The organism is Paenirhizobium cremeum (genome assembly GCF_047553425.1).
GTDB lineage: Bacteria > Pseudomonadota > Alphaproteobacteria > Rhizobiales > Rhizobiaceae > Allorhizobium > Allorhizobium cremeum.
On record NZ_CP180217.1, the window covers coordinates 1541433 to 1564949 of the forward strand.

The 23517-nt window shown below is 60.7% G+C and carries 26 protein-coding genes; 15 read left to right on the forward strand and 11 right to left on the reverse strand.

The annotated features are described in order from the left end of the window. Positions 1 to 9: 9 nt before the first annotated feature. The 7 genes from rseP to lpxB all read left to right on the forward strand — a co-directional run bounded on the left by rseP (position 10) and on the right by lpxB (position 8144). Entirely contained in the window at positions 10 to 1143 is a 1134-nt protein-coding gene (gene rseP, locus ACLBKR_RS07810; protein WP_113425840.1) for an RIP metalloprotease RseP, read from the forward strand. A 192-nt stretch (positions 1144 to 1335) separates the two neighbouring features. Beyond that, positions 1336 to 3693 (forward strand): outer membrane protein assembly factor BamA, encoded by a 2358-nt coding sequence (gene bamA, locus ACLBKR_RS07815; protein ID WP_113425750.1) that lies wholly within the window; start codon positions 1336 to 1338, stop codon positions 3691 to 3693. A gap of 51 nt (positions 3694 to 3744) precedes the next feature. Continuing rightward, positions 3745 to 4809: a UDP-3-O-(3-hydroxymyristoyl)glucosamine N-acyltransferase gene (gene lpxD / locus ACLBKR_RS07820; protein WP_112830137.1), complete on the forward strand. Its 1065-nt coding sequence runs from the start codon at positions 3745 to 3747 to the stop codon at positions 4807 to 4809. Further along, entirely contained in the window at positions 4802 to 5269 is a 468-nt protein-coding gene (gene fabZ, locus ACLBKR_RS07825; RefSeq protein ID WP_112830136.1) for a 3-hydroxyacyl-ACP dehydratase FabZ, read from the forward strand. Before lpxD ends, fabZ begins: the two co-directional genes overlap by 8 nt. Next, complete coding sequence (gene lpxA / locus ACLBKR_RS07830; RefSeq protein ID WP_162748299.1) at positions 5266 to 6081, forward strand: acyl-ACP--UDP-N-acetylglucosamine O-acyltransferase; 816 nt, start codon at positions 5266 to 5268, stop codon at positions 6079 to 6081. Before fabZ ends, lpxA begins: the two co-directional genes overlap by 4 nt. Positions 6082 to 6084: 3 nt before the next feature. Beyond that, complete coding sequence (locus tag ACLBKR_RS07835; protein WP_112830135.1) at positions 6085 to 6960, forward strand: LpxI family protein; 876 nt, start codon at positions 6085 to 6087, stop codon at positions 6958 to 6960. Continuing rightward, positions 6957 to 8144: a lipid-A-disaccharide synthase gene (gene lpxB / locus ACLBKR_RS07840; protein ID WP_112830134.1), complete on the forward strand. Its 1188-nt coding sequence runs from the start codon at positions 6957 to 6959 to the stop codon at positions 8142 to 8144. The genes ACLBKR_RS07835 and lpxB overlap by 4 nt, the downstream gene beginning before the upstream one ends. A gap of 114 nt (positions 8145 to 8258) precedes the next feature. Here the strand turns inward: lpxB and ACLBKR_RS07845 are convergent, their stop codons facing one another. Then, on the reverse strand, positions 8259 to 9452 hold the full coding sequence (locus tag ACLBKR_RS07845; RefSeq protein ID WP_112830133.1) for a CobW family GTP-binding protein: 1194 nt from the start codon (positions 9450 to 9452) through the stop codon (positions 8259 to 8261). 83 nt (positions 9453 to 9535) lie between these two features. Continuing rightward, on the reverse strand, positions 9536 to 10534 hold the full coding sequence (gene znuA / locus ACLBKR_RS07850; protein WP_113467278.1) for a zinc ABC transporter substrate-binding protein ZnuA: 999 nt from the start codon (positions 10532 to 10534) through the stop codon (positions 9536 to 9538). A 105-nt stretch (positions 10535 to 10639) separates the two neighbouring features. Here znuA and ACLBKR_RS07855 point away from each other — a divergent pair, with 105 nt between their 5' ends. From ACLBKR_RS07855 to ACLBKR_RS07865, 3 genes are read left to right on the forward strand one after another with little or no spacing between them, the layout of a single operon-like run. Beyond that, positions 10640 to 11611: a metal ABC transporter ATP-binding protein gene (locus ACLBKR_RS07855; protein ID WP_113442838.1), complete on the forward strand. Its 972-nt coding sequence runs from the start codon at positions 10640 to 10642 to the stop codon at positions 11609 to 11611. Beyond that, positions 11601 to 12410: a zinc ABC transporter permease subunit ZnuB gene (gene znuB / locus ACLBKR_RS07860; protein WP_414901299.1), complete on the forward strand. Its 810-nt coding sequence runs from the start codon at positions 11601 to 11603 to the stop codon at positions 12408 to 12410. The genes ACLBKR_RS07855 and znuB overlap by 11 nt, the downstream gene beginning before the upstream one ends. Before the next feature lie 11 nt (positions 12411 to 12421). Beyond that, positions 12422 to 12817 (forward strand): Fur family transcriptional regulator, encoded by a 396-nt coding sequence (locus ACLBKR_RS07865; protein WP_113339551.1) that lies wholly within the window; start codon positions 12422 to 12424, stop codon positions 12815 to 12817. A 21-nt stretch (positions 12818 to 12838) separates the two neighbouring features. Here the strand turns inward: ACLBKR_RS07865 and ACLBKR_RS07870 are convergent, their stop codons facing one another. From ACLBKR_RS07870 to ACLBKR_RS07895, 6 genes are all read right to left on the reverse strand, one after another. Beyond that, the gene (locus tag ACLBKR_RS07870) at positions 12839 to 13366 is read right to left on the reverse strand and encodes a gamma carbonic anhydrase family protein (protein ID WP_414901301.1); all 528 of its coding nucleotides are present in this window, start codon (positions 13364 to 13366) and stop codon (positions 12839 to 12841) included. Positions 13367 to 13393: 27 nt separating this feature from the next. Beyond that, on the reverse strand, positions 13394 to 13663 hold the full coding sequence (locus ACLBKR_RS07875) for a hypothetical protein (RefSeq protein WP_112830127.1): 270 nt from the start codon (positions 13661 to 13663) through the stop codon (positions 13394 to 13396). Between the two features lie 46 nt (positions 13664 to 13709). Next, positions 13710 to 15182 carry a D-alanyl-D-alanine carboxypeptidase gene (locus ACLBKR_RS07880; protein ID WP_244710330.1) on the reverse strand — a complete coding sequence of 491 codons (1473 nt, stop codon included), beginning with the start codon at positions 15180 to 15182 and terminating at the stop codon, positions 13710 to 13712. Positions 15183 to 15326: 144 nt separating this feature from the next. Then, the gene (locus ACLBKR_RS07885; RefSeq protein WP_113448425.1) at positions 15327 to 16076 is read right to left on the reverse strand and encodes a hypothetical protein; all 750 of its coding nucleotides are present in this window, start codon (positions 16074 to 16076) and stop codon (positions 15327 to 15329) included. Positions 16077 to 16360: 284 nt separating this feature from the next. After that, positions 16361 to 16972: a transglutaminase-like cysteine peptidase gene (locus tag ACLBKR_RS07890; protein ID WP_113448426.1), complete on the reverse strand. Its 612-nt coding sequence runs from the start codon at positions 16970 to 16972 to the stop codon at positions 16361 to 16363. 508 nt (positions 16973 to 17480) lie between these two features. Next, complete coding sequence (locus tag ACLBKR_RS07895) at positions 17481 to 18092, reverse strand: PilZ domain-containing protein (RefSeq protein ID WP_112830123.1); 612 nt, start codon at positions 18090 to 18092, stop codon at positions 17481 to 17483. A 342-nt stretch (positions 18093 to 18434) separates the two neighbouring features. Here ACLBKR_RS07895 and ACLBKR_RS07900 point away from each other — a divergent pair, with 342 nt between their 5' ends. Next, positions 18435 to 19193, forward strand: coding sequence for a rhomboid family intramembrane serine protease (locus ACLBKR_RS07900; RefSeq protein ID WP_113485929.1), 759 nt, complete (start codon positions 18435 to 18437; stop codon positions 19191 to 19193). Positions 19194 to 19309: 116 nt separating this feature from the next. Then, positions 19310 to 19744: a CBS domain-containing protein gene (locus ACLBKR_RS07905; protein WP_113425761.1), complete on the forward strand. Its 435-nt coding sequence runs from the start codon at positions 19310 to 19312 to the stop codon at positions 19742 to 19744. Between the two features lie 51 nt (positions 19745 to 19795). Here the strand turns inward: ACLBKR_RS07905 and ACLBKR_RS07910 are convergent, their stop codons facing one another. From ACLBKR_RS07910 to folE, 3 genes are all read right to left on the reverse strand, one after another. Then, positions 19796 to 20746 (reverse strand): patatin-like phospholipase family protein, encoded by a 951-nt coding sequence (locus ACLBKR_RS07910; protein ID WP_113448428.1) that lies wholly within the window; start codon positions 20744 to 20746, stop codon positions 19796 to 19798. Between the two features lie 104 nt (positions 20747 to 20850). Further along, complete coding sequence (gene hisI, locus ACLBKR_RS07915; protein ID WP_112830119.1) at positions 20851 to 21315, reverse strand: phosphoribosyl-AMP cyclohydrolase; 465 nt, start codon at positions 21313 to 21315, stop codon at positions 20851 to 20853. A 45-nt stretch (positions 21316 to 21360) separates the two neighbouring features. Next, a complete protein-coding gene (folE, locus tag ACLBKR_RS07920) occupies positions 21361 to 21966 on the reverse strand; it encodes a GTP cyclohydrolase I FolE (protein ID WP_112830118.1) in 606 nt (201 codons plus the stop codon). Positions 21967 to 22242: 276 nt separating this feature from the next. On the opposite strand from folE, the gene ACLBKR_RS07925 reads away from it, so the two are divergent. Genes ACLBKR_RS07925 through ACLBKR_RS07935 form a run of 3 tightly spaced genes read left to right on the forward strand, consistent with a single transcriptional unit; the run spans position 22243 to position 23499 of the window. Then, positions 22243 to 22692, forward strand: coding sequence for an iron-sulfur cluster assembly scaffold protein (locus ACLBKR_RS07925; RefSeq protein ID WP_112830117.1), 450 nt, complete (start codon positions 22243 to 22245; stop codon positions 22690 to 22692). Between the two features lie 4 nt (positions 22693 to 22696). Further along, entirely contained in the window at positions 22697 to 23077 is a 381-nt protein-coding gene (yidD, locus tag ACLBKR_RS07930; RefSeq protein ID WP_113339548.1) for a membrane protein insertion efficiency factor YidD, read from the forward strand. A gap of 2 nt (positions 23078 to 23079) precedes the next feature. Continuing rightward, positions 23080 to 23499 carry a DUF2267 domain-containing protein gene (locus ACLBKR_RS07935; RefSeq protein ID WP_414901307.1) on the forward strand — a complete coding sequence of 140 codons (420 nt, stop codon included), beginning with the start codon at positions 23080 to 23082 and terminating at the stop codon, positions 23497 to 23499. The last annotated feature ends 18 nt before the right edge of the window (positions 23500 to 23517 follow it).

The window sequence follows — 23517 nt, forward strand, 5'->3', positions numbered from 1 at the left end:
GATGGAATGATGGATCAGATTACCGCGTTTTTTGGCTTTCTCGTCGGCTATATCCTGCCTTACGTGATCGTTCTTTCCTTGCTCGTCTTCGTGCATGAACTCGGGCACTATCTCGCGGGACGCTGGTCCGGTATTCGCGTTCTCGCTTTCTCCGTCGGTTTCGGGCCTGAGCTGGTCGGCTTCACGGACGGCCACGGAACCCGCTGGAAAATTTCAGCTATCCCGCTCGGCGGCTATGTCCGCTTCTTCGGCGATGCGGATGCTGCAAGTCGTCCGGACGGCGAGGAACTGAAAGAGCTGACGCCCGAGGAAAAGGAGCAGACGCTTGCGGGAGCCAAACTCTGGAAGAGGGCCGTCACGGTTGCCGCCGGCCCGATCGCCAATTTCGTCCTGGCAATTGCCATATTCGCCATCCTTTTCGGCACCATGGGCAAGCCCGTCGCCGACCCGGTTGTCGCGGAGGTCAAGGCTGACAGCGCGGCCGCCGAGGCGGGCGTTCAGCCGGGCGACGTGCTGGTCGCGCTCGACGGTGAAACAGTCGAGACCTTCGACGACGTTGTGCGCTACATCAGCATGCGTCCCGAAATTCCCGTCGTCGTCACTGTCCGCAGGAACGGGAGTGAACTCGGCCTGAACATGACGCCGCGACGGGTGGAAACCACCGACCGTTTCGGCAACAAGATGGAAGTCGGCCAGATCGGCATCGTCACCAACCAGCAGTCCGGCAATTTCCGTATCGTCGAACTGACACCGGTGCAGGCTCTCGGCGAGGGCGTGCGCCAGACGTGGCATATCGTCACCGGCACCGTCGATTACATCTCGAATCTGATCGCCGGCCGCATGAATGCCGACCAGCTTGGCGGTCCGGTGCGGGTGGTTCAGGCCTCCGGTCAGATGGCGACGCTCGGCGTCGTCGCGCTTGTCAATCTGGCGGCCGTTCTGTCCGTTTCCCTTGGACTTCTGAATTTGATGCCAATTCCGGTCCTTGACGGCGGCCATCTCCTCCTCTACGCGCTTGAAGCGTTGCGCGGGAAACCGGTGGGGCCGAATGCACAGGAGATCGCGTTCCGGATCGGATTGGCGATGATCGTGTCTCTCATGGTCTTCGCCACCTGGAACGATATCAGCAGGTTGATCGGCTGAGGGTCGTCTTGCCAATTTTGGAAGGATTTGTTTACGATGTTTCAAACTGATAGTGGCGATTGGGCCACGCCTGCAAACGAAGTAAATAGAAATTAACGTCCGCCCTTGCTTGTAGGGTAAAACCCGGTAAAACCACACACGGGCCGGAGTCGGGTACGGCTGCGGGACAATGGAAGAAGGTTGAAAATACACATGAAGGCTGGTTCAAGATTTTTGAACGCAGTATCGGCGGTCGCGCTGTCTGCTGGTGTTGTTTCTTCGGGCGCGGGTGTAGCTGTCCTTGCATCGGCCATTGCAGCCGAGGCTGCCGTGATCCAGCGTATTGAGGTCAAGGGCACCCAGCGTGTCAGCCCCGAGGCCGTTCGCTCGAATATCTCGATCAAGCCCGGCCAGAGCTTCTCGAATGTGGATATCGACGAATCCGTCAAGCAGCTTTACGCGACGGGCTTTTTCTCCGACGTTCGCATTTCCGTTTCCGGCAGCACGCTGGTCGTCAGCGTCTCCGAGGCGCAGCTCATCAATCAGGTGGTTTTCAACGGCAACCGCAAGATCAAGGACGACAAGCTGCGCGGCTTCGTTCAGACGCAGCCGATGGGTCCCTACAGCGAAGCTCTGGTTGCTGCCGACATCTCGCGCATCAAGGAAGCCTATGCCGGCATCGGCCGCAGCGACGTCGAAGTGACGACGCAGGTGGTTCCGGTGGCTGAAGGCCGTGTCAACCTCGCTTTCGTCATCAACGAGGGTGAGCGTACCAAGATCTCCAAGATCAATTTTGTCGGCAACAACGCCTATGGCGACGGTCGCCTGGAGTCGGTCATCCAGACCAAGCAGTCCGGCATGCTGTCCTTCCTGACCCGCAAGGACGTCTATAACGAGGACAAGCTGCGCGCCGATGAGGAAGCGCTGCGCCAGTTCTACTACAACCACGGCTATGCCGACTTCCGTGTCGTTTCCTCTGACGTTTCCCTGAACGAGGCCGGCAACGAATACACCATCACGATCACCGTAGACGAAGGCGAGCGCTACAAGTTCGGTGACGTCAAGGTCGAGTCGACGGTTGAAGGTGTCGATGGCGCCGAACTGCAGGGGCTTCTCGAAAGCCGTGCGGGCAATACCTACAGCGCCAAGGACGTTCAGAAGTCCATGGAAGCGATTTCCCAGCGCGTTGCGGCCAAGGGCTATCCTTTCGCCCGCGTGGTTCCGCGCGGCGATCGCAACTTCGGAAACAACACCATCGGCGTTACCTATCTCGTCGATCAGGGTGAGCGCGCTTACGTCGAACGCATCGAGATCCGCGGCAATACCCGTACGCGTGACTACGTCATCCGTCGCGAGTTCGATATTTCCGAAGGCGATGCCTTCAACCAGGAAACCATCACGCGCGCGAAGCGTCGCCTCGAAGCGCTCGGTTATTTCACGACCGTGAATATCTCGACGCAGCAGGGCAGCGCTCCCGACCGCGTCGTACTCGTCGTGGATGTCGAGGATCAGCCGACCGGCTCGTTCGGTATCGGTGCCGGCTATTCGGTCGGTGGCGATGGTCTGGTGCTCGAAGCCTCGGTTGAAGAGAAGAACTTCCTGGGTCGCGGCCAGTTCATTCGTCTCGCCGTCGGTGGCGGTTTCGAAGACAGCCGTACCTATAACTTCTCCTTCACCGAACCGTATTTCCTCGGCTATCGCTTGGCTGCCGGTTTCGACCTGTTCAAGAGCCAGACGAGCAGCAACTCGGATTACGAATACGAGGAGCAGGGTGTAACCTTCCGCGTCACGGCGCCGATCACCGAAGATCTCGCCACGACCGTTCGTTATACCTACAAGGAAATCAAGTATAACGAAGATGGCGCATACGGTGCGGACGGCGTCCGTGGCGGCGGTGACGATACGCTTTCTGATCCTTATCTCGATCTGATCGAGGAAAGCCCGTGGCATCAGTCGATCATCGGTCATTCGATCGTTTACAACACGCTTGACGACCGCACGATGCCGCGCGAAGGCATCTACGCCAGCTTTACGCATGAATATGCGGGCCTGGGTGGGGATTCGGACTACTACAAGGTCTACGGCAAGATCCGTTACTTCCATCCGTTGTCGGACGAATTCGACATCATCGGCTCGGTTTCGGCCAGCGCCGGCCATGTTGTCGCGACCGACGGGAAGCTCAATGTCTTCGATCAGTTCCAGATCGGCGGCAAGGAACTGCGCGGTTTCGATACCCAGGGCATCGGTGCCCGTGCGGGTGACGATGCGCTCGGCGGTACGACCTACTTCACCGCTTCGGCTGAGGCCAGCTTCCCGATGCCGTTCGTTCCGCAGGATCTCAACCTGCGCGGCGCGGTCTTCGCTGACGCCGGTACGCTTTACGGCAATGATGTCGATACCGGAAGCTCGACGGTCGTCGGGACCGATATGTCTCTGCGCGCCTCGGTTGGTGCCGGCATTGTCTGGCTGTCGCCCTTCGGGCCGCTGCGCTTCGATTATGCGGTTCCGGTCGCCAAGGAAGACTACGACGAGGTCCAGAACTTCCGCTTCAGCATGGCGAACCAGTTCTAAGGTCCGTAGCCCAGGGGCTGCTGACAGCATAACGTTCTGGGGCTTTGGCTGATGGAGCATAATCACTTCTTTCCGCCCCATGAGGGGATCACGCTTGCGTCGATCGCCGCTCATGTGGGGGCGGAACTGTTGGACCAGGGTGCGGGCGATCGGGTGATCCGGTCGGTCGCGCCCGTTAACCGTGCGCGTGCGGGTGACATCTGTTACATCCTGTCTCGTCGCAGCAAGGAAGAGCTGAAGACCTGCGAGGCTTCCGCGATCATCTGCGACAAGGCGCTACGGTCCCTTATTCCTGACCATATCCCGGTACTTCTGAGTTCGGCTCCGGCTATGGCTTTCGCCATGGCGGGCGGCCTGCTTTATCCGTCGGGTCTTCGGCCGGTGGCCACTGTTGATCAGGCAGAGGCGATTTCGCCGGCGGCTTTCGTCGACCCTTCGGCAAGGCTGGAAGCAGACGTGCGGATCGAGCCTATGGCGGTCATCGGTGCGGATGTCGAAATCGGCAGCGGCAGCCATATCGGCGCAGGTGCTGTGATCGGGCGTGGCGTCCGTATCGGCCGCAATTGCACCATTGCGTCGGGCGCGACCGTACAGACCGCTCTGATCGGCAACAATGTCATCATCCATAACGGCGCCCGTATCGGGCAGGATGGCTTCGGATATGCGCCCGGACCGCGCGGCATGATAAAGATCGTGCAGGTTGGCCGGGTCATCATTCAGGATCATGTCGAGATCGGTGCCAATACGACGATTGACCGCGGCACCATGGATGACACCGTGATCGGTGAGGGAACCAAGATCGATAACCTGGTGCAGATCGGGCACAATGTCCGCATCGGCCGCCATTGCGGCATCGTTAGCCAGGTGGGCATCGCCGGCAGCACGCGCATCGGCGATGGCGTGATGCTTGGCGGGGCCTGCGGGGTCAATGGCCACATCACTATTGGCGACGGTGCCCAGATTGCCGCGATGAGCGGCGTTCTTTCGGATGTGCCGCCGGGTGAACGTTACGGCGGGGTGCCGGCACGCCCCATGAAGGATTATCTTCGCGAAGTCGCCGAAATGCTCAGCCGCACGGATAGCCGCAACAAGGAAAAGGAGGGCAAGAATGACTGAAGGCGTGAAGACGGAACTGGGTTCGGCCGATGTCCTCCAGATCATGAAATTCCTGCCCCACCGCTATCCGTTCCTGTTGGTGGACAAGATCATCGAGATTGACGGCGATAATTCCGCGATCGGCATCAAGAACGTGACGGCCAACGAGCCGCATTTCACCGGCCATTTTCCGGAAGCGCCGATCATGCCGGGTGTTCTGCTGATCGAAGGCATGGCCCAGACGGCCGGCGCGATCTGCGCGCGCAAGGAAGGGCAGGGTGGAAACCTCGTCTACTTCATGACGATCGACAACGCCCGCTTCCGCAAGCCTGTGGTGCCGGGTGATCGCGTGGAGTACCATGTCGTGAAGCAGAAGCAGCGCGGCAACATCTGGAAGTTCCACTGCGACGCCAAGGTGGATGGCGCGTTGGTGGCCGAGGCCGATATCGGTGCGATGATTATGCGCAAGGATGACAAATGAGCATGATCGCCGCAAGCGCCAGCATTCATCCCCTTGCAGTCGTCGAAGAGGGAGCGGTGATCGGGGAGAACGTCCGGATCGGCCCTTTCTGTCATGTCGGCGCGAAGGTGAAGCTCGGCGATGGCTGCGAACTGATTTCGCATGCTTCGGTGACAGGCCTGACGACCATCGGCCGCAATGCGAGGATTTTCCCCTGTGCGGTGATCGGCGGAGAACCGCAGAGCATCCATCACGCCGGCGAGGAAACCACGCTGACGATCGGTGACAATTGCACGATGCGGGAAGGCGTGACGATGAACACCGGCACCGTCGAAGGCGGCGGCAAGACGGTGGTCGGCAACAACAACCTGTTCCTCGCCAATTCCCACGTGGCGCATGATTGCCAGCTCGGCGACAATATCATCCTGTCGAACAACGTGATGCTTGCGGGCCATGTGAAGGTTGAGGATCGCGTGATCCTCGGCGGCGGCTCGGCGGTGCACCAGTTCACCCGCATCGGCAGACAGGCATTCATCGGTGGTCTGTCCGCGGTGAGCTACGACGTCATTCCGTACGGCATGCTGAACGGAAATCCGGGTGTCCTCGGCGGCCTGAACGTCGTCGGCATGACACGCGCCGGCATCGAACGGTCGGTGATTCATCAGGTTCGCCGCGCCTTCAAGCAGATCTTCGAAGGCGAGGGCTCGGCGCGCACCAATGCGGAGGCCATTCGCGGGGAATACCTCGATTGCCCGCAGGTCATCGAAATCCTGGATTTCATTGCCGCCGAAAGCGACAGGGCGCTTTCTTCACCGTATCGCGGCAAGAGTTGATCCATGGCGCCGGACAAGGCAGCGACGGGTCGTCTGGCGATTGTCGCCGGAAGCGGTCTTTTGCCGCTCTACGTCGCCGAGGCGGCGCGACGGTCCGGTGAGGACCCCTTCATTCTGCGCCTGAAGGATGAGGCCGATCAGCAGTGGCAGGGTTTCGAGAACGCCGTTGTGGGCGTGGGCGATGTCGCCGGCCTTTCCGCACTTTTCCGTCGTCATGGGATCGGCCGTGTCGTGCTGTCCGGCGGCGTCAAGCGTCGGCCGGGCTTTCGTGAAATTCACGTCAACCTGAAGGCGCTGATGAAGTTGCCCATGGCGTTGAAAACGCTGCTTGCGGGCGGCGATGACGCAGTGCTCAAGATGGTGATTTCGCTGATCGAGGCCCAGGGATGCCATGTCATCGGCGTTCAGGACATAGCGCCCGATCTTCTTGCATCCACCGGTCCGCTGGGAGCGGTAGCGCCGACCGAAGACGATCTGCGTGACATTGCCAGGGGCGCCGAGGCAGCCGAAGCGCTCGGACGGCTCGACGTCGGACAGGGCGCCGTCACCGTCGGTGGACGTATCGTGGCGCTTGAAGGCGTCGAGGGAACCGATGCCATGCTCGGACGCGTTGCGCGGCTCAGGGGCGAAGGGCGGATTTCCCAACGTCGGAAAGGTGTGCTGGTCAAGCTGTGCAAGCCGCAGCAGGATCTTCGCGCCGACCTGCCGTCTATTGGCCGCTCGACCGTGGAGAATGCAAGGCGAGCGGGTCTTGCCGGCATCGCCGTCGAAGCCGGACGCGCGCTGGTGATCGAGCGCGAGGCGACGATCGCGGCCGCCAACGAGGCGGGTCTTTTTGTCATCGGCATTGATCGCGGCTTGCCGGGAGGCGTGATGTGAACGACCGTCCGCTGAAGATTGCCGTCATTGCCGGCGAAGTGTCCGGGGATCTTCTGGGGGCAGACCTGATCGCCGCCCTGAAGCTGCGTTACGGTGGGCGGGTCGAACTCATCGGCGTCGGTGGCGAGGCGCTGGAACGCGAGGGCTTGCACTCTCTCTTCGATTTCTCCGAGCTATCGGTGATGGGGATTTCCCAGGTGCTCGCGCGCCTGCCGCGATTTCTCTCGCTGATCCGTCGGACGGCGAGGGCCATCATCGAAGCCCGCCCCGACCTGCTGCTGATCGTGGACAGTCCCGACTTCACCCATCGCGTGGCGAAGAAGGTAAGGCAAGCTCTGCCGGACCTTCCGGTCGTGGATTATGTCTGCCCAAGCGTATGGGCATGGAAGGAATATCGCGCCAAGGCCATGCTCGATTATGTCGATGCGGTTCTGGCCGTTCTGCCTTTTGAGCCGGAGGTGATGCGGCGTCTCGGCGGTCCTGCCACCCATTTCGTGGGCCATCGTTTGACGACCAATGCAAGGCTGCTTGAGACTCGGGCTGCACGTGCGGGAAAGCTGCCGAAGCGGGCCGACGAACAGAAGACGATCCTGCTGCTTCCCGGTTCGCGCGGGGCTGAAATATCTGCGCTCCTGCCGATCTACGGGCAGGCGATGGTCGAATTCACCGAAAGGAACGGCCCCACGCGGTTTCTCTTGCCGACCGTCTCGCGTCAGGAGGCGCGTGTGCGCCAGATGATTGCTGACTGGGATCTGAGGCCCGAGATTCTGACCGGCGAGGACGCGAAATGGCAGGCCTTCGCTGAGGCGGATGCGGCAATTGCCGCATCCGGCACCGTGATCCTGGAACTGGCGCTTGCGACGGTGCCCATGGTGTCCACCTATAAGACCGATTGGCTGATGAAGCTCATCAGCCATCGCATCAAGATCTGGACGGGAGCGCTTCCCAACCTGATCGCCGACTATCCGATCGTGTCGGAATATCTGAACGACTACGTGCGACCCGGTAACCTTCTGCGCATGGCGGAAAGGCTTGCCGCCGATACGCTGGAGCGCCGCGCAATGCTGGCGGGTTTCGATCTCGTCTGGCAACGGCTGACGACGGAGCGACCGGCTGGTGACGAGGGCGCGCGGATCGTCCTCGATCTCTTGCGTGACAAGGGTGTTCTTCCCGGAAACGCCTGAGATATCTCCGTGCGAACCGATTGAGGACCTGCCGGCGGCTGACGTCTGCAGACCGGCAGGCCCCTCCGGACCGGAGACATGCGCACCGCCGGTCCGGAATCTGCGGATAGGTGGTTATTGTGTCCAGGACGCAAACGGGTCCGGCAGCTTGCTCCAAGCCGCCGGTGTAAAACCCTTGGCCGGTACGAGGCAGGCATCGAGTTCCGCCCGTATCCGGTGTTCGTCCATGGGGTCTGCGCCGATGAACACGATCTCCTGTCGGCGGTCGCCCCATTCCGGATCGAGATAGGGCGTCATGGCACGCTTGAAGCCCGGATCATCAGGCCAGCGTTCGCGCGGCACCGAAGCCCACCACAGACCCATGCGACCGGTCCGGACCAGGGCGCCGGCCTGGCTGATCGCGCCGACATGATGCGGTCTCGTAGCCAGCCAGAAGAAACCCTTGGCGCGGATGACGCCCGGCCAGGCCCGGTCGATGAACGCCTGAAATTTCACCGGATCGAGTGGCTGGCGCGCCTTGTAGACGAAGGAGCGGATGCCGTATTCCTCCGTTTCCGGCACATGCTCCTTGAACCCGTTCAGTTCCTTGAACCAGAGAGGATGGGTCTCCGCCTTGTCGATGTCGAAGAGGCCGGTTCCGAGGATGTCGCGCGGTGCGACTGCGCCGAAATCGGTTTCGATCACCCTGGCATCCGGGTTGAGGCCGGCAACGATCTTGAGCGCGGCGTCGCGCTGTTCCGGCGTCGCGGTGCCGATCTTGTTGAGCACGATGACGTCGGCGAATTCGATCTGTTCGACCAGCAGGTCGACAAGGGCGCGATTGTCGCCGGTGCCCGCGGTTTCACCGCGATCCGCAAGAAAATCGGAGGAAGAATAGTCGTTCAGCAGGTTTGCTGCGTCGACAACCGTCACCATGGTGTCGAGCCTTGCTATATCGGACAGGCTCCGCCCGTCGTCATCACGGAAATCGAAGGTGGTGGCGATCGGAAGCGGCTCCGCGATGCCGGTCGCTTCGATCAGCAGGTAATCGAAGCGGCCCTGCATCGCGAGATCCCGCACCTCGCGCAACAGGTCATCGCGCAGCGTGCAACAGATGCAGCCATTGGTCATCTCGACCAGTTGTTCTTCCGTCCGGGAAAGTGCTGCATCTCCGTCACGCACCAGTGCCGCGTCGATGTTCACCTCGCTCATGTCGTTGACGATCACCGCGACGCGAAGCCCGCTTCGGTTGGAAAGAACGTGGTTGAGCACGGTCGTCTTGCCCGCTCCAAGGAAGCCGGAGAGAACCGTGACGGGCAATTTGTCCATGTGACAAACTCCATTATGTAATGTTATTACATGTGAGGTCCTAAAAAAGGCGGACCAGCGTCCGCCTTCCGTGGGGCCGCGTTCTACTGGGAAAGGCAGTCTGCCAGAGACTTTGCCATGCCGCGCAGCAGCGTCGGGTAAAGTTCGGGGCCTTCCTGGATAGCTCCGCCCTCGGGGTCCAGCGTACCGCTCTTTGCGTCGGTTCCCTCGGTGACGACCTTAATCAGCTTCGGTTCGAACTGGGGTTCGGCGAAGACGCAGACAGCGCCGAGTTCCTTGACCTTGGCATGAATCTGGGAGACGCGCTCTGCCCCGGGCATCGTTTCCGGGCTGACGGTAATCGAGCCAGCGACCCGTACATGGTAGCGGTGCTCGAAATACTGATAGGCGTCGTGAAAGACGATGAAGGGCCTGTCGACAACCGGACCGACGGTTTCCGCGATTTCCTTGTCCAGCGCGGTGAGTTCGTCATCCAGCGCCTCGGCATTCGCCTTGTAGCGGGCGGCATTGGCCGGATCGGCCTCGATCAGCGTGGCTTCTATCGCGCCGGCCATCGCCTTGGCATTCATGGGATCGAGCCAGAGATGCATGTCGGTGCCGCCATGCTCGTCATGATGATGTTCATCGGCGTTTTCGGCTTCTGCTCCGTGATCGTCGTGGTGCTCGCCCTCGGCATGCTCGTCGTGTTCGTGTTCGCCATGATCGTGAGCTTCGAACGCGCCACCTTCCCGGAAGGGAAGCTTGGTGATGCCGGGGGCATCCTCGAGTTCGACGACCTTTGCCTTGCCGGCCAACGCATCGAGCGGCTTTTCAAGAAAGGCCTCAAGCCCGGGGCCGACCCAGAAGACGACATCGGCATGTTCCAGTGCGCGGGCATTGGAGGGCTTCATGTTATAGGTATGGGGGGATGCTGCGCCCTCGACGATCAGGCTCGGCTCTGCCACGCCTTTCATGATGGCCGCCACCAGCGAGTGGATCGGCTTGATCGAAACGACGACTTCCGGCGGCGCGGCAAAGGCGATCGTAGGCAGGAAAAGCAGAGCGGCCGTGGTGGTAAAAAGACCGACGCGGGACTTGAGCATGGGGGTGTCTCCATCTTGAATGCGTAATGTAATATTATTACATTCATTGCGTAACGCTATAACGTGTGGCATAGCATCGCGCAACAACAAATTTTCGGGGTCACGATGTCCCAGCCAGAAACAGAGAACGATCAGCCGCTCGTCCTGCTCCAGGATGCCGGCATAAGGAGAAACGGACGCTGGCTCGTGCGCGGGGTCGAATTTTCCGTGCGGCGTGGAGAGATCGTTACGCTGATCGGACCGAACGGCTCGGGAAAGTCCACCAGCGCCAAGATGGCGATCGGTGTTTTGAAGCCGGACGAGGGCAGGGTGGAAAGGAAACCCGGCCTTCGCGTCGGTTATGTACCGCAGAAGCTGGCTGTCGACTGGACCATGCCGCTCACCGTCAGGCGTCTGATGAGCCTCACCGGCCCCCTGTCGGAGACTGAGATATCGGCGGCTCTCGAGGCGGTGGGCATTGCCCATCTGGCCTCGGCGGAGGTGCAGCATCTATCGGGCGGTGAATTCCAGCGTGCCTTGCTTGCCCGCGCCATCGCCCGCAAGCCAAACCTGCTGGTGCTGGACGAACCTGTGCAGGGTGTGGACTTCTCCGGCGAAATTGCTCTTTACGATCTCATCACCTCGATCCGCAATTCGACCGGCTGCGGCATTCTGCTGATTTCTCATGACCTCCACGTCGTCATGGCCGAAACCGATACCGTCATCTGCCTCAACGGTCATGTCTGCTGTCGCGGAACGCCGGCAGCCGTCAGCCAGAGCCCGGAATACATGCGACTCTTCGGCGCCAATGCCGGCCGCACGCTCGCGGTTTACAGCCACGATCACGATCATACCCATCTACCGGACGGTCGTGTACTGCACAGCGACGGCACGGTCACCGAACATTGCCACCCCGGCGACGGCCACCATCACCATCATGACGAGGATCACCATCATCATGACCATGGCCACCATGAACATCGCCATGAGGACCACGCCCACACCCACGCGCATGACGAGAGCCGTCACGAGGCGGCAGGCCACGGAGCTCTTTTGACGGCAGCGGACAAGGACAGGGAGAGCAAGCATGTTCGATGATTTCTTCGTCCGTGCCCTGCTGGCGGGCATCGGGCTCGCTCTGACCACCGGCCCGCTCGGCTGCTTCGTCATCTGGCGCCGGATGGCCTATTTCGGCGACACCATGGCCCATTCGGCGCTTCTCGGCGTTGCTCTTTCCCTGCTGTTGTCGCTCAATCTTATGGTGAGCGTCTTCGTTGTCGCGTCGATGGTGTCGCTTCTGCTCCTGCTCCTGCAGCGCCGGCAGGCTCTTTCCGCCGATGCCCTTCTCGGAATCCTAAGCCATGCCACATTGGCGATCGGCCTCGTGATGGTAGCCTTCATGACTTGGGTGCGGATCGATCTGGTGGCCTTCCTGTTTGGAGATATTCTCGCGGTTAACCTGACGGATATCGTGGTCGTCTGGGTCGGCGGTTTGCTGGTTCTGGCCATGATCGCCTGGCTCTGGCGTCCGTTGCTCGCCGCCACTGTCAATGCTGAGCTGGCCGAAGCCGAGGGACTGCAGCCCGAACGGGCGCGCCTCGCCTTCATGCTGCTGATGGCGCTGGTGATCGCCATTGCGATGAAGATCGTCGGCATCATGCTGATTACGTCGCTGTTGATTATTCCGGCCGCTACCGCGCGTCGCTTCGCGATCACGCCGGAGGCCATGGCGGTCTTCGCCTCTTTGATCGGAGCTGTTGCCGTCGTCTTCGGCCTCTTCGGGTCGTTGACCTATGATACGCCCTCCGGTCCTTCGATCGTCGTGGCGGCTCTTGTACTCTTTCTCTTGAGTCTTCTGCCCCGGCCCGGCCGGGAGGGCGCAGAGGCAAACAGGTAGGGATCGGAACCATGACAACGCCACAACTGACGAAGAACCAATCGCTCGTTTTCGACGCGCTGACGGAATCGGTTGGACCGCTGTCAGCCTATGGAATTCTCGACCGCCTCCGCGACCATGGCTTCCGGGCCCCGCTGCAGGTCTACCGTGCCCTCGACAAGCTTGTCGAACTCGGTCTGGTGCACCGCCTGGAGAGCATAAATTCCTTCGTCGTCTGCGCCCATCCGCAGCAGGATTGCTGCCATCACGGAACGGTCGCCTTCGCCATCTGCAACAAATGCGGACAGGTGAGTGAATTCCACGACCACGCCATCGATCATCGCTTGGCCGACTGGGCCAAGGGCCAGCGCTTCAAAGCTGAAAAGACGACAATTGAAATCCGCGGGCTGTGCAGCGAATGCGCCTGATCCCCGGGCTTTCAGCCGACATTAGATTGGCTTGAGGTCGCGGGCGAAGCGCTGCCAGTTGCGGACATAGTTTTCGGCCGAAAGCGCAAGCCTTGCTGCCGAGGCGTCATCCAGCGTTCTGACGACCCGCGCGGGCGAGCCGACGATCAGCGAGTTGTCGGGGAACTCCTTGTTCTCGGTAATCAGCGCGTTGGCACCGACGAGACAGTTATTGCCGATCTTTGCGCCGTTCAAAACGGTAGCACCCATGCCGATCAGGGAGTTGTCGCCGATCGTGCAGCCATGGATGATGGCGTGGTGTCCGATCGTGCAGCCCTTGCCGATCGTCACGGGAAAGCGCGGGTCCGTATGGATCATCACGCCTTCCTGGATATTCGTGCGCTCACCGACGACGATCGGTTCGTTATCGCCTCTCAGTACGGCGCCGAACCAGATGCCGACATCCTCGCCGAGATCGACCTGCCCGATCACCTGGGCGTCGGGAGCGATCCAGAAACGGCCCTCCGCAGGTGTCTTCGGGGAGAGGTTTCCGAGCGAATAAAGAGGCATGAAATCCGACCCGTCTGCCGATTGTCTTCAGCGCAGGCGCAGGAGAACGGGGAAGCGTCCCGCTTGCGAAGAAACATGCAGGTGGATATTGGCTTCCGGCTGCGAATAGCGCCAGGCGCGCGCGCCGTGGCAGAGCAGCAGGCCGATCAGATCCTTGGTTCTGGAGCGTTTCCGGCTGAGTCCGATATCCGCCAGCCGGAATGCCGCTTCGTGCAGAGGATGCAGGCTGTAATGCCCACCGCGGCTTTCATTGTCCTGGCCCGCCGCGAATTCGAAGTGATTTTCGTTCGATGCCATGTTCGTTACCTCGTACGCGATAAAAATCGAGGCTGGAAACCGACCGTTACTGCATTGCAGCCCAGCAGCCGATACCCACCTTTTTCAAGCTCTTGCATGCGTTGACAGCTGTCTTCTGGTCGTCGAAGCCACCGAAGCGGGCACGGTAAAGCTGTTCCGAACCGCTATTGTAGGCGACGGTGAAAGGGGTGGCGGAACGCAATACCTTGCCGCCTTTATCCTGCGCCTTGCGCAGGAGTGACATGGCCTGTTCCCGATCCGGCGAAGTGCCGATCTGGATGACCCAACCGGACGAAGGCTGGGTGGAAGCCGTTGTGGTCTGATCGACGGCTACCGGCTTGGCGGCGGCCTGTGCGACGGATTCTTCTTCCACGGGCGTTTGCGGAGCCGCCGAGGCCTGCACATCCGGCATATAGGCCGGCGCGGGCTGCGGCACGGGAACGCTGGCGGAAAGCGGTCGCTCGGGAGCGCCGGTGGCGGCCTTCAACGCGGCGGCAGCGCCGTTATCGTTTGCCGGGGCGGCATAGGCCGAGGCGACCGCCCCGTTCTTGTAGCGGGCGTCAGGAAGCGGGCCTTCCGAGGGAAGGCGTGGTGCATTGGCGATGACGGCGGGCTCTTCGACGGCTGCGAGGGCGCTGGACGGCGCAACGGACGTGTTGACCTTGGCAATCAGGTCGCCGCCACCCGAACGAGACGCTTTCGGCATGTAGCGAAGAACGAGTTGTTTCATCGTTTCGTTGCGCTTGGCTCCTGAGGACGACCCCATCACGACCCCGACGATGGAACGTCCATCCGCCTGGGCGGAGGTTACGAGATTGTAGCCGGCAGCGCGTGTGTAGCCGGTCTTGATACCGTCCACGCCGCGAACGACACCGAGCAGCCGATTGTGATTACCGATCGTCTGCTTGCCGAATTTGAAGCTGCGGGTGGAAAAATATCCGTAATACTGCGGAAAGTGCTGACGAAGCGCGATACCCAGGCGAGCCTGATCGCGAGCGGTCGTCATCTGCGCCGTATTCGGCAGGCCGTTGGCATTGCGGTAAGTGGTCTTGGTCATGCCGAGGCTGCGGGCCTTGGCGGTCATCATCTGGGCAAAACGGCTTTCCGACCCGCCGAGATATTCACCAAGCGCCGTGGCCATGTCGTTGGCCGAACGGGTTACGAGAGCGAGGATGGCCTGCTCGACGGTGACCGAACGGCCAGCGCCGACGCCGAGTTTGGAAGGAGGCTCTGCCGCGGCATTGGCCGATACCGGCACCTTGCTATTGAGGCTGATGCGTCCCGCCTCGAGGGCTTCGAACGTCAGGTAAAGCGTCATCATCTTGGTGAGGGAAGCCGGATACCGAAGGCTGTCGGCATCTTCGCTGTAGAGCACCTTCCCGGTATTGGCGTCGACAACGATGCCGGCATATTTGGGCGCGGCGTTCGCCGGCTCGACATTTACACCAACTGCCGCCGCGAAAATCAGAGCCGCCGCCGCCAGCTTCTGCATCTTTTGCGCGAGGTTGAGACTTCCCATTCTATTCTGCACCGCAAGAACTCTTCACATGCTGATCATTTCGGATCCGGGCTCGCCCCCACGTGCCCAATTTCGGGAAGTCTACGGCCCCAGCCTTACCAAGAGGTTTATAATGAATCATTGGTTGCCGAATCCGGTCGCATTTTATGGGAGGGGATGTATCGTCGGGTTTCCGAGCCGCGCCTCGACAAACTGGCGAATGGCGGTGTCCATCGCTTGCCAGTCCCGAAGCATGAGGCTGGAAAACCGATAGAGAACCGTTAGATCCCTGCCCACGTGAATGTCGCGCTGGCAGTCGCCGCTGGTTGCAAGCGCGGGTTCGCTCGGAAGCATGCAACGGACCGCATAGCCTGCCCCGTCGGGAAGGTTGGCGGTCAACAGAACCTCGTTGTCGTAGCCCGTGCCGTGGCGGAACCTGTGGAGCGTGAGACCGGCGGGGCCTTGCTGGGCCGGGCCTTCGAACAGAAGGCTGTAGATCGGTTCGATCCGGCCCGACATGTCCCGTGACATGGTGCTTTGCGACAGTTGCAGGAATAACAGTGTGTTACTGCTGTTGATGTCGTCAAAACGACGCCTGAGCTCCCGGCTGTAGCCAGTCATTTCGGGCCACAGCAGATGGAGGTCGAGGCGTTCGCTCTCGCCCTCCCGGCGTTGCTCGGCAAAACGGATGGTGTTGGCCTCGATCTGCAATTCATCCTGGCCGATGCCGATCGAAAGTCTGGATGTGCTATCGCTATGTCCGGCCAGCGCGATTTCCTCGCCGAGAGTTCGGCCAAAAACGTGAATCGCCAACGAGAGCGCGGCAAGCAGCGCGATCACTGACGTCGCAATCAGCAAAAAGCGATTCGAGATAAGCGGGCCATGGCCATGCGCATCGTCAGTCATATCCGCCATGCCCACCCCTCGTTCGCTGCCGGCAGCGTTCCCGTCCTGTCGCCTCCGGCTCCCGGAGGGCAATTTCGGAATCCGTCGGTACTTCGGAGCTTCAAAGGTCGGAGAAGATGGTTAATCTGGCGTAAAGATGCGATGTTCCCGCTGCGGGAACGCCAGGCCTTTCCCGAAGAAAGTGAGCCGGTCCCGAATGAACGGGACCGGCTCGTTGGCTCCGGTCGGGGACGGGGTATGCGGGGGACAGACCGGGCCAGTAGCTTTGTCGAGGCGTTTCCAGGTGGCGGGGATCAGTTGGTTCCGACGCTGCCGACCGCAGGAGCGCGACCATCCTGGAGTTTGACCCAGCGGCCAGGATCATCTGTGGATTGCCGCTTGAGGTAGGTATACTCCGTGTCCGACCACAGCAGCACCTTGTTGCGCATGTTGTCGAGAATGAAGTCACCGTGGTCGGTGCGCACCGTGAGAACTGCGTGACCTTCGCCATTCGGCTGCAATACTACGGTAATCAGCAGGTCCGATGGCGAGAACCCCTTCTCCATCAGAAGCTTGCGCTTGAGGAGTACGAAATCCTCGCAATCGCCGACGGTGCGGGGATAGCTCCAGCGCTCCTCAACGCCGTAGATCTCCTGGTCCGTCATCGGCGTGATCGAACTGTTGACGGTATAGTTTACGTCGAGCAGGACTTTCCACCTGTCTTCGGTCAGCAGGGCAGGGCCGGCATCGCCGTCGACGGAGCGGCACTCGTTCGCATAAGACTTGCAGAATTCGTAATGGCCGATCGGCGGGTTCGCTTTCCCGACGATCTTCATGCTGGCAGGTACTGCGGCTGCGGGCGCAACAAGCGCTCCGAGCAGCGCTGCGGTCAAGAGTCCAATCCCCAGAGTTTTCTTTTTTGTCATTGGTTGTCTCCCTGTGATGGAGCCAACATGACACGTATATTTTGATCTCTCGCAAAATGTCGAAGTAAAATACGAGGATGAATAGATTTAAACTTGCCTACAATGAGAATAAAACAAGTATAAAATCAAAATAAAACTCGATGAGTATTTTAGTAAAAATCTCGTCGAATTTTACCTTTTACAGGGGCGCGCTGCCATCCCGTCAAGAAGCGTTTGTGAGATAAAATATTGAAATATAAAAAGAAATATTCGATTTTCGATTCTTGTCTGAGGCGGGTGGCCAATGTCTTCGTTTTCCCGCCGCACTCGATTGGCTCGCAGGGTTGCGGCACGGGCGCAGGATCGGGAAGGCCAAACGTGACGGCGCAGGAGTTCAGCGTTTCAAACCGGTGTCGAAAAATTTCAAGAGGGAATTTATGGGGTCGCGTCTTCGCGTCCGATATCGATGGGCATGCGTCCGCTCCGACGGCATACGCGCCGTCGCGCGGTTAGCGATGAACGCAATCGTTCAAAGAAATTCGGTGAGGGCTTCGCGGGATTGCAGCGACAGGAACTCGATGGCGACGCCTTCGAGGAAATGGCGAACGATGCGACCGCGCATGTTGCCGAGCTGGACGGCGGTGCCGATCGGCGGGCGAATATCGATGTCGATCGCCGCGCCGGACAGCGAGAGGTCCATCAGACGGCAGGGGTAGCGGCGACCGTCCTCCAGCATGAGTTCTGCCACCGTGTTGCGCGGTGTCAGTCGGTCGTGGCGGCGGTCTTCCGGCAGGCCGAGTTCGTGCTTGTTGGCGATCCAGGTCAACTGGGCGGCAAGTTTTTCGCGCTTGCGGCCCGTCGCGACGATGGACATGACGAAGCCGTCCTCGGTCAGTTTGGTGACGGTGCCTTCGATGCGTCCGAGGTGATCGATATAGGCAATGACCCGCTCATTCGCACGCGGTCTGCCGGCGCAGGCGAAGTTGACGTCGCCCGGGGACATGTCGATGACCTTGCAGACATATTCCTCGTAATTGGCAAGCATCAGGCGTCCCTGCAGGTTCACCGCGACGCGCTGGAAGGCGCGCTGCTGTGCAGGGGGAGCCATGTTGCTGTTCTGCGTTGCCTGAAAGGAATACATGGATGAATGGTCTGAAATATTTCGCGACGATTAAATGCTTAGCGGCAAGCTGTTAACATAACGTTTTTTGATGATGCCGGCGGCGTTCTAAATTGGCCTGCATCTCCCGCGATTAAGGTTAATACTTCCTTTTCGTTGCATGGCGCCGTGAGCTGTGGCAAATGGCTTTCACGACGTTTCGAAGCAATATGCTTCAGCACCAACTGTCGGGTAGGGGTAGACCCTGGGGGACCCGAACAGCCGTCCGGTTCAGGCCGGACGGCTTTTTTTTGTCCATGCGCTGCGCTATGGCTCTCTGGTTTGGTGGATCTGAAGTTCGCCAGCTTGCAGAGGTGGAACCAGATGGACGAACGGACGCCGCAATCCGGAGAAGAGCGAGACCCGACGGAAGCCGCCGGGGAACGGCGTCGGGAGCCTGTTTTCAACCTGCCGGCGGGAATTCTCGCCTTGTTGGCGCTGCTGGGGGCAATCTACTTCGTCCAGTCGGTTTTGTTGACGCCGGATATGGTGGACTGGATGACGGTCGAATTCGGTTTCACGCCGATACGCTATGTCTATCCACTGTCCCAGCAGGGATATGAATGGCTCTGGACGCCCGTGACCTATTCGCTGCTCCATGGCGGTCTTGAGCATCTGGCGTTCAACGGCCTCTGGCTTGCGGCTTTCGGTACTCCGGTCCTGCGTCGCATCGGCCTGCCGCGATTCCTGATGCTGTGGGCCGTCTCCTCGGCCGCCGGTGCGGCCTTTCATGCCGCCTTCAACTGGGGCCAGCCGACCTTCCTGATTGGCGCCTCGGGAGCGGTCTCCGCTTTCATGGGGGCGGCCTGCCGATTCGCTTTCGGCGGCCGTGCTCGGGAGGCGGCCTCGCATTTGGGATATAATCCGCCGCGCCTGACGATCGTCGACGCCTTGAGGCAGAAAACGGTACGGGTCTTCATCCTGGTCTGGTTCGTCGGCAATCTCGTGATCGCGTTCGGTGTGCCGCTTTTCGGCGATATTGGCGCCGCCGTCGCATGGGATGCACATATCGGCGGCTTTCTTCTCGGTTTCCTGTGCTTCGGATTATTCGACCCCGTTTCCGACCCTCGACGGCGCGCGTGAGGTGAAGTTCCTCGCATATTGCAATCTCCTTGATTAACAGGCACCATTTCTCCAATCGGAACCGCAGGGAGTGTGCGGAGTTCGATCAGGACGCAATGACTGCGAAGGAGGAGAGCATGTCCGTATCCGTCAGGAGCATACTTGAGGTAAAGGGCCGCGATGTCGTGACCATCGGCCCGAACATGACTTTGGCCGAAGCTGCCCGCGTGCTTGAGGAAAACAAGATCGGCGCCGTCGTGGTCGTCGGCATGGAAGGCCGCATCGTCGGCATCTTCACGGAGCGCGACGTGGTGCGCGCCATCGCACGTTCTGCCGGCGAAGCGCTGACCAAACCGGTCTCGTCTGTGATGACCTCGAACGTTCATCGCTGCAACGAGCAGACGACCGTCAATGAACTGATGGAAATGATGTCGAGCCATCGTTTCCGCCACGTTCCTGTCGAGGAACAGGGCAGGCTCTGCGGCATCGTTTCGATCGGCGACGTCGTGAAATCGCGTATCCGGGAAGTCGAGCTGGAGGCCGAACAGATCAAGGCCTACATCGCCGGCTGAGGCAACCGGGCCAGATGGCTGGCCGAAAGACAAATCGGCCGGCACGCGCCGTCAGCGGGTGAAGGTGTCCTGCAACCGCTTCAATTCGTTGATGCGCGATTTGGTTTCCTCATAGCCGCGCTCGATCGCCTCGCCGGCCCGATGGAACTCTGAGAGGCCGATATCGTTCAGCCGCGGGTGAAGCGCCAGATCCGGGGGATCGCCGGCAAGCCTTGCGCGCGAGATACGATCCTGGATGATGTTGAAGGCCTGGACCATCACGCCGGTCAGGCCGATCCGGTGATGATGTTTTGGCAGATCGGAGACCTCGCCGACCTCGCTGGCCCGATGCTTGACCACGGCTGAACGACCGAACACGTCATAATGCAGGTTGGCCGCCACCACCAGCGGCTGTTCGTAGGCGCGGCAGACGGAGACGGGTACGGGATTGACCAGCGCGCCATCGATCAGAGTGCGGTTGTTGCAGTTGACGGGTTCGAAAATGCCCGGAAGCGCATAGGATGCCCTGAGCGCCGTGATGAGGTGACCGCTTTCGATCCAGACCTCGTGACCGCTGTTGAGTTCGGCGGCGACCGCGACGAACGGCTTCGGCAGGTCTTCGATCATCAGGCCCTGCAGGTGCTCCTGCATTCGCTTGGTGAGGCGCATGCCGCCGAGAAGCCCGCCGCCGCCAATGGTGAGGTCGAGAAGGGAGGCGATCCGGCGCATGGTCAGCGAGCGGGCGAAGGCCTCGAGCTCGTCGAGTTTTCCAGCAAGATAGCAGCCCCCGACAAGCGCGCCGATCGATGTGCCGGCGATCATGCCGACTTCGATTTCCGCTTCGTCCAGGGCCCGGAGAACGCCGATATGCGCCCAGCCGCGCGCAGCCCCGCCGCCAAGCGCCAGAGCAATTCTGGTCTTCTTCGGTTTCTCCGGCTCGAGGATCGGCGGTGTAATCGCAGTCGTGCCTCCGCCCAGGGCGGCACGTGCCGACGCATTACCCTTCAAATTCCAGTTCAGCATCTCCGCATATCCTCACGGCTGAACAACTCCCAATGCCCCATTAGGGCACCGGATGCTTACCAAATTGTTTCGAGGCGGAGCGGACGTGTGCGGAATTCGTTCCGTCACGCCTTTTTGTCCGGTCCGCCATAGATGGCATCGGGATCGAAATGACGGTGATTGTCGGTGACGTCGAGACACGGCGTACCGCCCGAGAGCGATACGCTGCGATAGAAGCAGGAGCGACGCCCCGTATGGCAGGTTGCGTCGTGGCCAGCCACCTCGACCTTCAGCCACACGGCGTCCTGGTCGCAATCGGTCCGGATTTCCCTTACGCTTTGCAGATTGCCGGAACTTTCGCCCTTTTTCCAGATCTTCCCGCGGGAGCGGCTGTAATAATGCGCGATGCCCGTTTCGAGCGTCAGCGCCAGCGCCTCGGCGTTCATATGGGCGACCATCAGGAGTTCGCCGTCGCGGGCGTCGGTGACGACGGCGGTCAGCAGGCCGTTATCGTCGAACTTCGGCGTGAAGCGCGTATCTTCCTCGAGCGCATGCTTGTCGGATGGCGGCGGATCGAAAGCGATCGTCATGATGCGGTCCTGGAACCCTGGAACGTGGGACGGAAGATGCGCCGCTCAGCGGCCGCGCACCATCGACATGAAGCGCGCCTGTTCGGCGGCATTGTCCTTGAAACGACCGGTGAAGGTGGTCGTGAGCGTGGTGGAACCGGACTTCTGCACGCCGCGCATGGCCATGCACATATGCTCGGCCTCGATGAAGACGGCGACGCCCTGAGGACGCAGGGTCTCTTCGATGGCATCGGCGATCTGCGCCGTCATCGCTTCCTGCGTCTGCAGGCGGCGGCCATAGACCTCGACGACGCGGGCGATCTTGGAAAGACCGAGCACGCGCCCATCGGGCAGGTAGGCCACATGCGCCTTGCCGATCACCGGCAGCATGTGATGTTCGCAGTGCGAGAAGAACGGGATATCGCGCACCAGCACGATGTCGTTATAGCCGGCGACCTCCTCGAAGGTGGTGCCGAGCACCTCGTCGATATCGGCATCGTAGCCTGCGAACAGTTCGCGATAGGCCTTCACCACCCGTTTCGGCGTGTCGAGCAGTCCCTCGCGGCTGGGATCATCGCCGACCCAGCGCAAAAGGGTGCGTACGGCTTCCTCGGCCTCTTCGCGGCTCGGGCGCTCGGTTTCGGGCGATAGCTTGTTGACGACGGCATCCATGCCCATGGTCTCCCGGTCCTTCGCGTTGCGGACCGCCTGTTTTGCTTTCTCTGCCTGTAAATGCGTAACTCGGTTCATCTTGGCAAGTCCGTTCTTCCAAATCCTGTCGGTCGGGCGGCCTTGCCCTTGTTTTGTTTGGACCGAATTCTCAACTCTCATATAATGACGATCGAGGCAGAGTGAAGGAACATCGGTGCAACACACTGTTGCGCAAATGCGGACAACGCTGTTGCTTCTTCGATCGTATAGCGGCTCAGGAGACCATAAAGACCCGCCATGGACGACATATATAATTCCAAGATTCTCGAATTCGCCGGAAATATCGTCCGTACCGGACGTCTGGAGGATGCCGACGCCGTTTCGGAAAAGCATTCGAAACTCTGCGGCTCCCGCGTCAAGGTCTATCTGAAGATGGAACGCGGTGTCGTGACCGACTTCTCCCATGAGGTGAAGGCCTGTGCGCTCGGTCAGGCGTCTTCCTCGATCATGGCCCGTCATGTCGTGGGGGCAACGGCCGAAGAGGTTCGGGCCGCCCGCGACGAGATGCTGGCGATGCTGAAGGATGGCGGCGAGGGTCCCTCCGGCCGCTTCGAGGATATGCGGTTCCTGAAGCCGGTCCGCGACTACAAGGCCCGCCATGCCTCCACCATGCTGACCTTCGAGGCCGTGGTGGATTGCATCGATCAGATCGAAGCCGGCACGGCGGCGACGGCGAAGGTAGGCTGACCTGATGTGCGACCATTCGGGCTGCGGCCATGATCGCCCCCCGGCGGCGGCATCGCGTGGGCGAAATTATGCTGGCCCCTTTCGCAAGACGCCCGACCGGCTCCTGGGCATGGGGCTGATCCGGTTCTATCAGTTGACGCTTTCCGGCTTCATCGGCAATTCGTGCCGCCACATGCCGACCTGTTCGGAATACGGCTACGAGGCGATTGCACGGCATGGTTTGTGGTCGGGCGGCTGGCTCACGCTTTTTCGCGTCGGCCGCTGCGGGCCGGGGGGGACCTGGGGTGTGGACCCGGTGCCGGAGAAACTGCCCCGAGAGACGCGCTGGTGGGCGCCGTGGACCTTCTGGCGGATCGGTCGACGGCATGTCCGGGAGGAGCGTTAAGCATGCCGATGCCGATGGAATACCGACAGGCGTCACGCGATTTCGATGCCTTCATGGAAGACCTGCGCGATACCTCGATGCTGCAGACGACGCATCAGAGCTACACGATGCTGCAGGGGGTGTTTCAGGTCTTCCGCCGTCGGCTGACGACGAAGCAAGCTCTTGCCTTCGCCGACATGTTGCCACCGGTTCTTCGGGCGTTGTTCGTCAGCGACTGGGACGTCGAAGAGCCGCGCCTGCCGTTTGGCACGCTGCCGGAGATGACCCGCGAAGTCAAAGCGCTGCGTCCCGACCACAACTTCTCGACGGATACCGCGATCACCGACGTTGCCGCTGTGATGCGCCGCCATGTCGACCTCCCTGCGTTCGAGGCGGTGCTTGCGGAATTGCCGCCGGGGGCGAAGCAGTTCTGGACTGCGTGACGGGCCAACAAAACCTTT